The organism is Bacillus cereus group sp. BfR-BA-01316 (assembly GCF_022664195.1).
Classification (GTDB): Bacteria; Bacillota; Bacilli; order Bacillales; family Bacillaceae_G; genus Bacillus_A.
On sequence record NZ_JAKUGX010000030.1, the window covers coordinates 34415 to 48642 of the forward strand.

A 14228-nucleotide genomic window follows, 5' to 3' on the forward strand; every position below is an offset into this window, starting at 1 on the left:
GATTGAGACTCGCTTATTTCGTAGTAAGCGAGTTTTTTATGTTTTTAAGGGAATATTAGAGAGAGTAATATATGGAAATAGTTTTGTTTTTTTGAGATGAAAATCATATTTGGATCGAGAGCTTGAAGTGCCCTACGATTCTGAACGAGCCGCTTGCGCTTTTAATTTTAAAAAGACAAAAACAGGTAGTTGCAAAATGGGGTTAGCCTTGTTATAATTTCATCATATGTGTTTCATCAATATAGTTGTGTAAGCAGCTGAAGATGAAAAACTCTGTTTCGAAAATGATTCAGGGCGGAAGGAGATGAAAAGAATGAAAGCAGGAATCCATCCAAATTACAATAAAGTTGTATTTATGGACACGAACACTGGCTTCAAATTCTTAAGCGGGTCTACAAAAGGCTCTAGCGAAACTGTTGAGTGGGAAGATGGTAACACTTATCCATTACTAAAAATTGAGATCAGTTCTGATTCTCACCCATTCTACACTGGACGTCAGAAGTTTGCTACTGCAGACGGACGTGTTGACCGCTTCAATAAGAAATACGGTATTAAGTAATAAAGAACATAAAACAGGCAAGTGTATGTATTCGCTTGTCTGTTTTTTTTGCGAAAATATTAAACCTTTACCCTACTTTGGATTAGGAAAGTAGATGAAAGGAGAGCTCAATGTACTTAATGAATCAAAATGGTTGGATTGAAGTGATTTGCGGGAGTATGTTTTCTGGAAAATCAGAAGAGCTCATCCGCCGTATACGCCGTACACAATTTGCGAAACAACATGCAATTGTATTTAAACCATGTATTGATAATCGTTATAGTGAAGAAGATGTTGTATCACATAATGGATTAAAGGTTAAAGCAGTTCCTGTTTCAGCTTCAAAAGATATATTTAACCATGTAACAGAAGAAATGGATGTTATTGCAATCGATGAGGTACAATTTTTTGATGGGGACATTGTGGAAGTGGTGCAAGTATTGGCAAATCGTGGCTATCGCGTCATTGTAGCTGGATTAGACCAAGATTTCCGTGGTCTACCATTTGGACAAGTTCCTCAGCTGATGGCGATTGCTGAACATGTAACTAAATTGCAGGCAGTTTGTTCTGCATGTGGATCTCCTGCAAGTCGTACGCAACGTTTAATCGATGGAGAACCAGCGGCATTTGATGATCCAATTATTTTAGTTGGGGCTTCAGAATCGTATGAACCACGTTGTCGTCATTGTCATGCAGTACCTACAAAACAAAGATAAATGAAACTCGCTATGTAGAGCGGGTTTTTTTCGAAAATAGATGAAGATTGGTGGCAAGCTCTTCGTGCCTAAGAACCTCCGCTACTCAAGGTGAAAAGCACCTTTTGTGCGAGAGAACCTTAGCTGGTCAGAGCTGAACGAGCCACCTACACTTTTAAATATAATTTGCGTTTTTTTGATTAAGTACCATATACTATTTGTATTAGATACTAGGATGTAGAGGTGAATGGTGTGTTAGATCGTTTGCAAGCTGTAGAAGATCGTTATGAGAAGTTGAATGAGTTGTTAAGTGACCCAGAGGTTATTAGCGATACAAATAAGCTTCGTGAGTATTCAAAAGAGCAATCTGATATTCAGGACACGGTAGAGGTGTACCGTGAGTATAAAGATGTTCGTGAGCAATTACGAGATGCAAAAGCAATGTTAGAAGATAAGTTAGACGCTGATATGCGTGACATGGTAAAAGAAGAGGTTTCTGAATTAGAAGGACAAGAGAAAACATTATCAGAACGTCTGAAAATTTTACTTGTTCCAAAAGACCCTAATGATGATAAAAACGTTATCGTTGAGGTTCGTGGTGCTGCTGGTGGTGACGAGGCGGCTTTATTTGCTGGTGATTTATATCGTATGTATAGCCGTTATGCTGAGGTGCAAGGTTGGAAAACTGAAATTATCGAAGCGAGCTATACAGAGTTAGGTGGATATAAAGAGATTATCTTTATGATTAATGGTAAAGGTGCTTTCGCTAAGCTGAAATTCGAGAATGGTGCTCACCGTGTACAACGTGTTCCTGAAACGGAATCTGGTGGACGTATTCATACATCTACAGCAACTGTAGCTGTATTACCAGAGGCAGAAGAAGTAGAAATTAATATTCATGAAAAAGATGTTCGTGTTGATACGTTTGCTTCTAGTGGTCCAGGTGGACAAAGCGTTAATACAACGATGTCAGCGGTACGTTTAACACATTTACCGACTGGTGTAGTTGTATCTTGTCAGGATGAGAAATCACAAATTAAGAATAAAGAAAAAGCGATGAAAGTATTACGCGCACGTGTTTATGATAAGTTTAGACAAGAAGCGCAAGCTGAGTATGATCAAAACCGTAAACAAGCTGTTGGTACGGGAGATCGTTCAGAGCGTATTCGTACGTATAACTTCCCGCAAAACCGTGTTACAGACCATCGAATCGGTTTAACGATTCAAAAGCTAGATCAAATCCTACAAGGTAAGTTAGATGATTTCATCAATGCCTTAGTGATGGAAGATCAGGCTCAAAAGATGGAGGCAGCTGAGTAATGCGTGTCTATGAAGCCCTGAAATGGGCTTCTTCTTTTTTACAGGAAAATGGACGAGATGAAAATGCGGGAGAAATTGTCCTTTGTCATGTATTAAAGACGAACAGAACCGGAATGCTCATGAATATGCGTGAAGAAATAACTGCGGAACAAGAGAAAAGTTTTGCAGAATTTATCCACAAGCACGTAGAAGGTACTCCGATCCAATATATGCTTGGTTATGAAATGTTTTATGGCCGATCATTCTTTGTAAATGAAGAGGTATTGATACCAAGACCGGAAACAGAGGAACTTATAGTTGGGGTGCTAGAGAGAATTGAGCGCCATTTCGGTAATGAGGAGCTTCACATAGCGGATATTGGAACAGGTAGTGGAGCGATTTCTATTACGCTCGCTTTAGAAAATAAAAATCTTCATGTGCATACAGTAGATATCGCACAGGAGTCGATTGAAGTTGCAAAAGAAAATGCAAAAACTTTAGGGGCGGATGTAACTTTCTATCACGGCGATTTACTGTCGCCGTTTTATGAAACAGGTCAGAAGTTAGATGTTGTTGTTTCCAATCCTCCGTACATACCAGAGGAAGATTGGCGTGGTCTTTCTACTGTTGTGAAGGAGCATGAGCCGAAGCGTGCGCTTGTTGGTGGGGAAGATGGACTAGATTTCTATCGTCGTTTTATGGAGGAATTGCCGAATGTATTACAGAAAAAGGCGATTGTGGCGTTCGAAATTGGTGTAGGGCAAGGTGAAGATGTGAAAGCATTATTACAGCAAACTTTCCCGCGCGCTCAAGTTGAAGTTGTATTTGATATTAATGGAAAAGATCGCATGGTATTTGCAGAGATGGAGTAAGGCATAAGCCTTACTCTATTTTTTGTATAAAAAATTCGTAACTACTCAGCCATACATTTCATTTAGAAGTTTGGTAAGGAGTATTATTCCAGAGAAAATACGCCTCTTATTACCTATAGAAAGTTATTTTCATTTTTCAGCATATAGATTGCTGCCATGAAAATAAAAATGGACATACACTTTGCTAGCTTTCTTTGTTTTAAAACTTTGCGTGTGGCAGGAAAAGGCCCTGACCGCTCCTGTACGTAGCCAGTCCCTCTCGTCCATTTAAAAAAATGCTTTTCTGTCGGCCTTTCATAGAGTGGCGGAGTAGTTACAAAAATTTATATAGATTTTGAATTTAATAGTTTAGAAAGAAGTAACTCTGTCCACACTGTTTCTAGAGGGGACGGTGGAGGAAATGAAAAAACAAGTTATTGCTTACTTTCTTTTATTATTAATTGGTGCACAGTTACTTGTGCAGTTTGGATATATGAAAGCTGATGCAAAAGGGCCTGCTGTTATTCCGAAAGAGGCCGTTCGATTACGTATTTTAGCTAATAGTGATTCTGATAAAGATCAGGCATTAAAACGTAAAGTACGTGATGAAGTGAAAGTACAAATTGATGGATGGGTAGCGGATTTAACGTCATTTGAAGAAGCTCGAAAAGTAATTCAAAATCATATTCCTGAAATTGAAAAGACAGTGGCGAATACGCTGAAAAGAGAAGGAAGTAAAGAGGCGTTTCAAGTGAAATTCGGTAAGAATGTGAAGTTTCCTACAAAGGTATATGGGAATTTTATTTATCCGGCAGGAGAATATGAAGCGGTACTTATTACAATTGGAAAAGGTGAAGGTGCAAACTGGTGGTGTGTGTTATTTCCACCGATGTGTTTCTTAGATTTTTCAAGTGGTACAGCTGTAAGGAAAGAAGAACATGTTGTGAAAGCTGAATCTCCTGAAGAGGAGCAGGTGAGACAACCAGATGAGGAAGTAGTGGATGCACCGGAGAAGAAAGAGGATAAGGTGAAAGAAAAGAAAGTAGTAAAGCTGGAAAAAGCTGAAAAAGTAACAGCACAGGAAAAGAAAGTAGTAAAACACGAAACGCAAGTAGAAGAACAGCCTGTAAAAAAAGTAGAGAAACCTGTGGAGCAAAAACAAGAAAAGGAAAATGAGTATGTAACAGTAGAAGAGGAAGAAGAAAAACCAGAGGTTAAATTATTTATCGTCGAAGCTTTTACATCTTTATTCTCTAAATAGTACTATTAATAAATCCTTCCTCATATATATCAATGAGGAGGGATTTACTATGAAGAACGTGTATTTTGCTACGAAAGCAGATGTAGAAAGATTGCATTCTTTTTTCGGACAAGCTAATAAAAAAGATGATAAAATAAATGAGTTGTACGCACAATTTATGATCTTGGAAGAGGCGGGAGAAATACGAGCGGTAATTGGATATGAACAAAGTGGAGAAAATGCACTTATCCGTTCTTGTTTATTCACACCTAATGTGGATAAACAGACTTTCTTATATTTTTTTGAGATGTTTTTGCAGTATATGAAAGAAAAAGATATTCGACAATTGTACTTACTCACAAATCATCCACAATCTGTGACAATCTTTCAGTTTTTTAACTTTGTCATTATAGAGAAAGAGGAAGTACCAGAGGAAATTCGACAGTTAGAACACTTTTGTAAAAATATAAAAGAGCTAAATGCAATAATACTAAATTGTCAGCTATTCACAAAGTTATCCACGGATTAACAAGGTTTATCCACATTTTGTGGATAAACCTTGTTTGTCTTTTGGATAAATCTCATAGTAAACTAAAAATAGACAAGTATTTCATGGTAGAAAAGGACGTGGGGAAAAATGCATACAAATATGTGGATTGTGGATAATGTTGTGGAAAGAAAAAAATATTATCCACAATTAAAAGAAGCAGCGAGATTATTAAGAGAAAATGAAGCGGTGGCCTTCCCGACGGAAACGGTATATGGGTTAGGAGCAAACGCAATGGATGATGAAGCGATAGCGAAAATTTTTGAAGCGAAAGGGAGACCAAGCGATAATCCACTGATTGTCCACATAGGAACAAAATCTCAGTTAGATGGTATTGTAAGAGAAATTCCGCCGGTTGCAGAAAAGTTAATGGAGCATTTTTGGCCAGGACCATTAACAATCATTTTACCGAGAAAAAAAGGGATTTCAGAGAGGGTTACGGCAGGACTTAATACAGTCGGAGTGAGGATGCCGGATCATCCAGTAGCGCTCGCCCTTATTGAAGAGGCAAACGTGCCTGTTGCGGCACCGAGTGCGAATCGTTCAGGACGCCCAAGTCCAACGTTAGCTTCTCATGTGTATGAAGATTTAAATGGAAAAATTGCTGGTATTGTTGATGGCGGGGCAACAGGAGTAGGCGTTGAATCAACTGTAATTGATTGTACGAGCGAGGTTCCGACGATTTTACGTCCAGGTGGGATTACGAAGGAGCAATTAGAAGCCGTGATAGGAAATGTTTCTTTAGATCCAGCTTTAAAGGATGCGAAAGAAAAGCCAAAATCACCGGGAATGAAATATACACACTATGCACCGAAAGCACCACTTAGTATTGTTGAAGGATCACGAGAGTTTATTCAGCTTATTGTGGATGAGAAAAAGAAAGAAGGGCTTAAAGTAGGTGTATTAACGACCGAAGAGTATCAACATGTATATAGTGCTGATGTTGTATTATCTTGTGGTATGCGAAGTGATTTAGCTAGCGTTGCGACTAAATTATATGATGTACTTAGAACGTTTGATGCAAGTGAAGTAGATGTTATTTTTAGTGAGTCATTCCCGAATGAAGGAATAGGAAATGCAATTATGAATCGTTTAACAAAAGCTGCGGGACATCATATTATCACTGAATGATAATGTACCTTGAGCAAACAGAATATTTCTCCTCGGATAAGCATATTGTGAAGTAGCACGTCCGAGGGGGGACATGAATGACGCTTGAACAGCTAATACCTTTAATAATTATGGCGTTCGCCTTAGGGATGGATGCATTTTCAGTGAGCCTCGGTATGGGGATGGTGACATTAAAGTTAAGACAAATCCTTTATATCGGTATGACGATAGGAATATTTCATATTATCATGCCATTTACCGGAATGATATTAGGACGTTTTCTATCAGAGAGGTATGGGGATGTTGCGAATTTTGCAGGAGCCATTTTATTGATTGGACTAGGGTTCTATATCGTATATGCGTCTATTTTAGAAGGTGAAGAGACTAGAACTGCTCCAATTGGAATTAGTTTATTTGTATTTGCATTTGGTGTCAGTATAGATAGTTTTTCAGTAGGTCTTAGTCTTGGAATCTACGGAGCGCAGACGATTGTTACTATATTACTTTTTGGATTTATTAGCATGTTGTTAGCGTGGATTGGTTTATTAATCGGTAGACATGCGAAAGGTATGCTTGGTACATATGGTGAAATAGTAGGTGGTATTATTCTTGTTGGGTTTGGATTATATCTCCTTTTTCCTATATAATTTTCATATGAGGGTGGGAATATAAATCGGATGCTAAAATGGTATGTCGTATTTATAACCTTTTTTCCAAGATGGTTACGTAGGCTTATCATTTGGGGCATTATTTTGCAAATTGCGGTTTTAGGTTGGATTAAATTGATTCGTGAATGGTAAGATAATTCCTTTCTGTACACCTGAATACAATACTCTGCAAATATAAAAAGGGTGGTACAAATGACGAGATTAAAACAAGTTTTTGGTATTATTATTAGTTTTTTTGTTTTTTGGTTTAGTATGATCGGTGTACAAATGTTTGCTGAGTTTTTAGATATTGAGTCATTAAAATTTGTTGCAGGAAAATCTGAGGCAGCGCGTGTGTTTTATTCACCGTACCCATTCTTAATTGTTTTCCTTATCACATTACTTTCTTTATATTTCTTTGTTATAAAGCTTGGTAAATCTAAAAAAGAGAAATTACCTGCAATAGAGGAGAAGAACGAAGAATTACAGTGAAAAAATCCCCCGCTTAAAGCGGGGGATTTTATGTTTGAGTGACGAAGCTGAACGAGCCGGTTACGCTTTTAGATGTATCCAGCTCCAGTGGCCAGCTCTTCGCATCTAAGAACCTTAGCTGGTCAGAGCTGAACGAGCCGCCTTCACTTTTAAAGTGGCCTTACTAATTCAAATTGTTCTCCTAGTTTTGCGTAGTTGTGTCCTGCTAGGCGGCTTATTGGTTTTAGTTCTTCGGCGTGAATTCGGCCGTTTTCGTATAAGTGTTCTGCGACGTGGAAGCGAACGACACGGCCAATTAGTAGATCACAAGCTGGTGAGTCTTCGGTTCCGCCGAGCGGGATAGCGCGTTCTAATACGCATTCCATTCGAATGTTTGCTTCTTTCACCCCTGGTACTGAAATGACATCACTGTCGATCGGTGTTAGTTTTGCTAATTCGATTTCACTTTCATTAGGAGGTAGGTTGGCTGCTGTTTCATTGATCGCTTCTACGTAAGATTCATCAGAAATATGTACGACGAATTCCCCTTTTTCGATTGCGTTTCGGGAAGTGTCTTTCGGTTTTCCTTCTTTTCGTTGTACTGAAACTGAGATAAGTGGTGGATTGGCAGCGACGATATTGAAATAACTATATGGCGCACCGTTCAATACACCATCTTTAGTTACAGAAGTAACGAATGCAACAGGACGTGGAATGATACTTCCTGTTAGTAATTTGTAATTATCTTTTTCGGTTTGTTCGTTTGGATTAATGGATAACATGTTGTAATCCCCTTTCTAAATATGAATACTTATTGTTTGTTTACAAGATATCAATGGGAATCTCCTGCTGAAAATAATATTTTTTTGATGATGTGAAAAAGAGATTACCTCAATTTGAAGTAATCTCTTTTTTGGTAAATATCTTGAAATAGAGATAAATATTAAAGTAAAACGTAAGCGCCAGGTCCAATTAAAGCTACACCGATAGCGACAGCGATTAACATTAAATTATATTCGAATCCGTTTTGTGTTACCCAGTAACCATTTTTTCCGTGAACTGTGAAGATTGCTACTAACATTGTTCCTACGATAAATAATGAACCGACTACAGTGAAAATACCTGATGCGAATAAGAAACCACCTAATAGTTCAGTTGCGCCAGCCATAAATGCCATAAATACACCAGGGCGTAAACCGATTGATTCCATAAAGCCACCTGTTCCTTTCAGACCGTAGCCACCAAACCAACCGAATAATTTTTGAGCACCGTGACCCATGAATGTAATTCCTATAATAAGACGAATAATAAGAAGACCGATATCCATCATTTTTGAAACCCCCTAAAAGTTATTTGCTTATCTTATGTAAGTAAATAACAAAATAGTTACTTACTTTAGTCAAGTGGATCTTAACAAAAATTTGAAAGAAATTTTACAAATTAACAACAAAAAATAAAATGTAGTAAAGACCTCTAGACAAGTAAGTGAAAAAAAGAGAAAATATAAGTAGAAGTTAACTTCGCATTGTTATTCAGACAATCAGAATTGACTGGGATTTTGTGAGGCGCTACAATAGGAGTCTAGTAGTAATGACATGATTTATTTCGAAAGCGTTTTTACAGTATAACATTCGAAGTATGAAGTCTTACGTGTATTTCGATCTTGAATAGAGATTGCCCTATAAACTTTTAGGTAAATTATAAGGAGGACTATCCTATGTTTAAAAAATTATTCGGTTTTGGTTCAAAAACAAATGAAGAAACAATCGTAGCTCCATTAACTGGAGCAGTGAAAAATATTGAAGAAGTACCAGATCCAGTATTCGCTGGTCGTATGATGGGTGACGGTGTTGCAATCGATCCTACTGAAGGTGTAGTTGTATCTCCAGTTGATGGTGAAATCGTACAATTATTCCACACGAAACATGCTATTGGAATTAAAGCGAAAAACGGTACAGAAATTTTAATTCACGTTGGACTAGAAACTGTAAAAATGGAAGGTGAAGGTTTCGAAGCTCACGTTTCTGAAGGACAAGCTGTAAAAGCTGGAGATAAATTAATCTCATTCGACTTAGAATTAATTCGTGAAAAAGCGAAAAGCACAATTACTCCAATCGTTATTACAAACACAGATGCAGCTGAGTCTATTAAGACAACTGTGGGTGTAGCAGCTACAAAAGGTTCAACAGAAGTAATGAAAGTTACAATGAAATAATTATTGTATGAAAGGAATCTGTTTCGTATGAAATGGATTCCTTATTTTGTTTCGTAGTGTGTTCATTATGTATGGTAAATACTTTGGGCACTTGGAAATAGGGTTTCACATATATGTGGATAAGGCGCATTTTTCTTAGAAAAAATATAAGAGAAATGCGCCTTTCGTATATTCACATTTCTTTTGTTCTATTCTAATGTACGCTATGATAAAGTGAAACTTTAGTCAGTGGGGGGTTTGTCCATCCCCCACTGATTATTAGCCCTCACCAATTGGGCTTTTACGGGCAGCCCGACTCCCACCTAAATCCCTCGCATTTGCCGAATTTTGAGGTGGGAGTCTTACTGTCCGCAAATAGCGGGATAAATGGTAGGAAACAGAAAAAAGGGGTGGGTTTAGATGAAACGGGTGTTATTTGTTTGCACTGGAAATACATGCCGTAGTCCGATGGCTGAGGCTTTGCTTCGTCATTATGGAGAAGGTAAATTTGAAGTGCAATCTGCTGGTGTTTTCGCCTATCCTGGAAGCGATGCGTCGGTACATGCAAAGGAAGCTTTAGCTGAAAAAGGAATTGTAATCGATCATGCTTCACAGCAGGTAAACGATACTTTGGTTGATTGGGCGGATATTGTAGTAACAATGACGGAAAACCATAAGCAAATTGTACTTGGGCATTATCCGAGTGTTGAAAAGAAATTGGATACATTATATGGATTAACTGAGGGTGTAAGTAAGGATATTTCAGATCCATTTGGCGGATCGCTTTCTATTTATAAAGAAACGTTAGAAGAGATGGAAAAACTTGTACAAACTTTACTGAAAAAACATTCAGAAGGTTGATGTTTCGTGTATAATACGATATTGGAGATCACTTCGTTCCATTAAGGTAGCGAGTGTGAAATGAAGATAATTGATTGAAACTTTGGAGGGGTAAAAATGAAAGTAGTAGTAGCATCTGATCACGGCGGTATGAATATCCGTAAAGAACTTGTAAGTTTATTAGAAGAGTTAAATATTGAATATATTGATTTAGGTTGTGAATGTGAGGCTGGTTCTGTTGATTACCCTGATTTTGCGTTTCCAGCAGCAGAAATGGTAGCGAATGGTGAAGTGGATCGTGGCATTTTAGTTTGCGGGACAGGCATTGGTATGTCAATCGCAGCAAACAAAGTAAATGGTATTCGTTGTGCATTAGTTCATGATACTTTCAGTGCGAAAGCGACGAGAGAGCATAATGACACTAACATGTTAGCAATGGGCGAGCGTGTAATTGGAGCGGGTCTAGCGCGTGATATCGCGAAAATTTGGCTGACAACTGACTATGAAGGTGGCCGTCACGAAAACCGCGTAGGAAAAATTAAAACGTACGAAACAAAGTAATAGATTCTAACTATAAGTAGTATGAAATATAATTTGGTGAACCAACCTGTGAAAGGAAGAGGCGTAATGACAGAAATCGTAAAGGTAAGAGAACAGCTGCAAATGTCGCTTTCTGATTTCCAAGAACAAGCTTCACTGCAAAGTGGCCAAATTTTTGTAGTGGGGTGTAGCACGAGCGAAGTGCTAGGTGAGAGAATTGGAACATCAGGAACGATGGAAGTGGCAGAGGCGATTTTTTCTGAATTAAAACAATTTCAAGAACGAACAGGTATTGAATTGGCGTTTCAATGTTGTGAGCATTTAAATCGTGCTTTAGTAGTTGAGAGAGATGTAGCGATGAAATATCAATTTGAAATTGTAATAGTTACGCCTGTTAGATCAGCAGGTGGTGCATTAGCGACGTATGCGTATCACAATTTTAAAGATCCGGTAGTAATTGAGTTTATTAAAGCAGATGCAGGAATGGATATTGGCGATACATTTATCGGTATGCATTTAAAGCATGTAGCTGTACCGGTTCGTACAAGTGTGAAGGAAATAGGAAGTGCGCATGTAACGATGGCGAAAACACGTGGGAAACTAATAGGTGGAGCGCGTGCTGTTTATGCGGCAAATGAAGAAGCTATTTCTTGCCGTTAAACATGAAAAATTATAAAGTCCTATAACAGCTTTATATCGAAAGGTAAAAGGTATGTAGTCTGACTTTATAATAGAAGAAAGAAAAGACCAATTTTGGTCTTTTTTTTTCTTTTATGATATAGAAAGTCATGTTAGAATGTAGTTGAAAACATGAAGGTTCGAAAGAATTACAACCTGAATTTTCGTTTTTTCTGAATAAATGAGAAAAAACTATTGGGAATTGATGTAATTCGTTCAGAAAAGGGGGATTTTGGTGGATCATTTAAAACGTCAAGATGAAAAGGTATTTGCTGCAATTGAGGCAGAACTAGGAAGACAGCGTTCAAAGATTGAGTTAATTGCTTCGGAAAACTTCGTAAGTGAAGCAGTAATGGAGGCACAAGGTTCTGTTTTAACAAATAAGTATGCTGAAGGATATCCTGGAAAACGTTACTATGGTGGCTGTGAGCACGTAGACGTAGTGGAAGATATCGCACGTGATCGCGCGAAAGAAATTTTTGGCGCAGAGCATGTAAATGTTCAACCACATTCTGGTGCACAAGCGAACATGGCAGTATACTTCACAATTTTAGAGCAAGGCGATACAGTACTTGGTATGAATTTATCTCATGGTGGTCACTTAACACACGGAAGCCCTGTTAACTTCAGTGGAGTACAATATAATTTCGTAGAATATGGCGTGGATGCTGAATCTCACCGTATTAATTACGATGATGTATTAGCAAAAGCGAAAGAACATAAACCAAAATTAATCGTTGCAGGTGCAAGTGCATATCCTCGTGTTATCGATTTCAAACGATTCCGTGAGATTGCAGATGAAGTGGGCGCATACTTTATGGTTGATATGGCACATATCGCTGGTTTAGTAGCTGCTGGTTTACATCCAAACCCAGTACCACATGCACATTTCGTTACAACAACAACACATAAAACATTACGTGGTCCACGTGGTGGTATGATTTTATGTGAAGAACAATTTGCAAAACAAATTGATAAATCAATCTTCCCTGGTATTCAAGGTGGTCCACTTATGCACGTAATTGCTGCAAAAGCTGTTGCATTTGGTGAGACACTACAAGATGGGTTTAAAACATATGCACAAAATATCATTAATAATGCGAACCGCTTAGCTGAAGGTCTTCAAAAAGAAGGACTTACACTTGTTTCTGGTGGAACAGACAATCACTTAATCTTGATTGATGTTCGTAACTTAGAAATTACAGGTAAAGTAGCAGAGCACGTATTAGATGAAGTTGGTATTACAGTGAACAAAAATACAATTCCATTTGAAACAGCAAGCCCATTTGTAACAAGCGGCGTACGTATCGGTACAGCAGCTGTAACATCTCGTGGTTTCGGTTTAGAAGAAATGGATGAAATTGCGGCACTTATTGCTTATACATTAAAAAATCATGAGAATGAAGTTGCATTAGAAGAAGCAAGTAAGCGTGTAGAAGCGTTAACGAGCAAATTCCCAATGTATACAAATCTATAATAGATTGAAAAAGACTGCTGAAACGTAATTGTTTTGGCAGTCTTTTTTGTGGACATATATTATTTTTAAAGTATGTATACAAATGATGAATAAATTTTGGCGATATAATGAAGGATACAGCTCCCATAATTGGTAAAGATACTAGATAGATTCATTCTAATTCACGATTTTACCAAATTTGCCCTTGAATATTAGTAGCGTTTTCTTTACAATCGTAAATAGTGTAAAAAAGCGTGTAAACGCATGAATATCATCTAAAGGAGAGATTCACATGGGAAAACTGTATGTATTTGATCACCCGTTAATTCAACATAAGATTACATATATTCGCGATAAGAATACAGGTACGAAAGATTTTCGTGAATTAGTGGACGAAGTAGCAAGCTTAATGGCTTTCGAAATTACTCGCGACCTTCCACTTCAAGACATTGAAATTGAAACACCTGTAAGCAAAGCGACAACAAAAGTGATCGCTGGTAAAAAACTTGGTTTAATTCCGATTTTACGTGCAGGTTTAGGAATGGTTGATGGAATTTTGAAATTAATCCCAGCAGCAAAAGTAGGACACGTTGGTTTATACCGTGACCCTGAAACATTGCAACCGGTAGAATACTATGTGAAACTTCCAACGGATGTAGAAGAGCGTGACTTTATCGTACTAGATCCGATGCTAGCAACAGGTGGTTCTGCAGCTGAAGCAATTAATTCTCTGAAAAAGCGCGGTGCAAAGCAAATTAAATTAATGTGTATCGTAGCTGCTCCAGAAGGAGTAAAAGTAGTACAGGAAGAGCATCCTGATGTTGATATTTATGTAGCGGCATTAGATGAGAAGTTAAATGACCATGGTTATGTAGTTCCAGGTCTTGGTGATGCTGGTGACCGTTTATTCGGAACGAAGTAAGACAACAGACGAGAGGGGGATTCCCCGCTCGTTTTTTTTTCGCCTTGGGCGTGCGGGGGAGGGGGAGATAAATATACAGGGTATATACAACATAAGTTATATACACATCACATATAATATAGAAGTCTTACGTCTTGGGGGCACTATATTATGGAAGGAAAGCGCTATATCTTAAAAATATAATAGTGACAAACTTGTGA

General features: G+C 37.9%; 18 protein-coding genes. 16 read left to right on the forward strand and 2 right to left on the reverse strand.

Going from position 1 to position 14228, the window contains the following annotated elements:
* Positions 1-313: 313 nt before the first annotated feature.
* The 10 genes from MR071_RS19705 to MR071_RS19745 all read left to right on the forward strand — a co-directional run bounded on the left by MR071_RS19705 (position 314) and on the right by MR071_RS19745 (position 7419).
* Positions 314-559, forward strand: a complete 246-nt coding sequence (locus MR071_RS19705; RefSeq protein WP_000643447.1) for a type B 50S ribosomal protein L31 — start codon at positions 314-316, stop codon at positions 557-559.
* Positions 560-669: 110 nt separating this feature from the next.
* Positions 670-1254, forward strand: coding sequence for a thymidine kinase (locus MR071_RS19710; protein WP_000281086.1), 585 nt, complete (start codon positions 670-672; stop codon positions 1252-1254).
* A gap of 231 nt (positions 1255-1485) precedes the next feature.
* Positions 1486-2553 (forward strand): peptide chain release factor 1, encoded by a 1068-nt coding sequence (gene prfA / locus MR071_RS19715; RefSeq protein ID WP_002113060.1) that lies wholly within the window; start codon positions 1486-1488, stop codon positions 2551-2553.
* Positions 2553-3404, forward strand: coding sequence for a peptide chain release factor N(5)-glutamine methyltransferase (gene prmC, locus MR071_RS19720; protein ID WP_105586068.1), 852 nt, complete (start codon positions 2553-2555; stop codon positions 3402-3404). The genes prfA and prmC overlap by 1 nt, the downstream gene beginning before the upstream one ends.
* Positions 3405-3804: 400 nt before the next feature.
* Positions 3805-4644, forward strand: coding sequence for a stage II sporulation protein R (spoIIR, locus tag MR071_RS19725; protein ID WP_105586067.1), 840 nt, complete (start codon positions 3805-3807; stop codon positions 4642-4644).
* Between the two features lie 49 nt (positions 4645-4693).
* A complete protein-coding gene (locus MR071_RS19730) occupies positions 4694-5152 on the forward strand; it encodes a GNAT family N-acetyltransferase (RefSeq protein WP_002016300.1) in 459 nt (152 codons plus the stop codon).
* 108 nt (positions 5153-5260) lie between these two features.
* The gene (locus tag MR071_RS19735) at positions 5261-6301 is read left to right on the forward strand and encodes an L-threonylcarbamoyladenylate synthase (protein ID WP_105586066.1); all 1041 of its coding nucleotides are present in this window, start codon (positions 5261-5263) and stop codon (positions 6299-6301) included.
* A gap of 77 nt (positions 6302-6378) precedes the next feature.
* Complete coding sequence (locus tag MR071_RS19740; RefSeq protein WP_105586065.1) at positions 6379-6927, forward strand: manganese efflux pump MntP; 549 nt, start codon at positions 6379-6381, stop codon at positions 6925-6927.
* 30 nt (positions 6928-6957) lie between these two features.
* On the forward strand, positions 6958-7080 hold the full coding sequence (locus MR071_RS25505) for a hypothetical protein (RefSeq protein ID WP_255835269.1): 123 nt from the start codon (positions 6958-6960) through the stop codon (positions 7078-7080).
* Between the two features lie 60 nt (positions 7081-7140).
* Complete coding sequence (locus MR071_RS19745) at positions 7141-7419, forward strand: DUF3935 domain-containing protein (protein ID WP_105586064.1); 279 nt, start codon at positions 7141-7143, stop codon at positions 7417-7419.
* 149 nt (positions 7420-7568) lie between these two features.
* Here MR071_RS19745 and MR071_RS19750 read toward each other — a convergent pair whose 3' ends face one another.
* Together MR071_RS19750 and MR071_RS19755 are read right to left on the reverse strand one after the other, a co-directional pair.
* Positions 7569-8180 carry a flavin reductase family protein gene (locus MR071_RS19750; RefSeq protein ID WP_002123782.1) on the reverse strand — a complete coding sequence of 204 codons (612 nt, stop codon included), beginning with the start codon at positions 8178-8180 and terminating at the stop codon, positions 7569-7571.
* 161 nt (positions 8181-8341) lie between these two features.
* On the reverse strand, positions 8342-8728 hold the full coding sequence (locus MR071_RS19755) for a DoxX family protein (protein WP_105586063.1): 387 nt from the start codon (positions 8726-8728) through the stop codon (positions 8342-8344).
* 387 nt (positions 8729-9115) lie between these two features.
* On the opposite strand from MR071_RS19755, the gene MR071_RS19760 reads away from it, so the two are divergent.
* The 6 genes from MR071_RS19760 to upp all read left to right on the forward strand — a co-directional run bounded on the left by MR071_RS19760 (position 9116) and on the right by upp (position 14028).
* Complete coding sequence (locus MR071_RS19760; protein WP_000473645.1) at positions 9116-9613, forward strand: PTS sugar transporter subunit IIA; 498 nt, start codon at positions 9116-9118, stop codon at positions 9611-9613.
* Positions 9614-10012: 399 nt separating this feature from the next.
* Positions 10013-10453, forward strand: a complete 441-nt coding sequence (locus MR071_RS19765) for a low molecular weight protein arginine phosphatase (protein ID WP_105586061.1) — start codon at positions 10013-10015, stop codon at positions 10451-10453.
* 96 nt (positions 10454-10549) lie between these two features.
* Positions 10550-10993, forward strand: a complete 444-nt coding sequence (gene rpiB, locus MR071_RS19770; protein WP_000869917.1) for a ribose 5-phosphate isomerase B — start codon at positions 10550-10552, stop codon at positions 10991-10993.
* Between the two features lie 66 nt (positions 10994-11059).
* On the forward strand, positions 11060-11632 hold the full coding sequence (locus tag MR071_RS19775) for a TIGR01440 family protein (protein WP_105586060.1): 573 nt from the start codon (positions 11060-11062) through the stop codon (positions 11630-11632).
* A 253-nt stretch (positions 11633-11885) separates the two neighbouring features.
* Positions 11886-13127, forward strand: coding sequence for a serine hydroxymethyltransferase (gene glyA / locus MR071_RS19780; protein ID WP_142395846.1), 1242 nt, complete (start codon positions 11886-11888; stop codon positions 13125-13127).
* A gap of 271 nt (positions 13128-13398) precedes the next feature.
* A complete protein-coding gene (gene upp / locus MR071_RS19785) occupies positions 13399-14028 on the forward strand; it encodes a uracil phosphoribosyltransferase (protein WP_098775787.1) in 630 nt (209 codons plus the stop codon).
* Positions 14029-14228 lie beyond the last annotated feature (200 nt).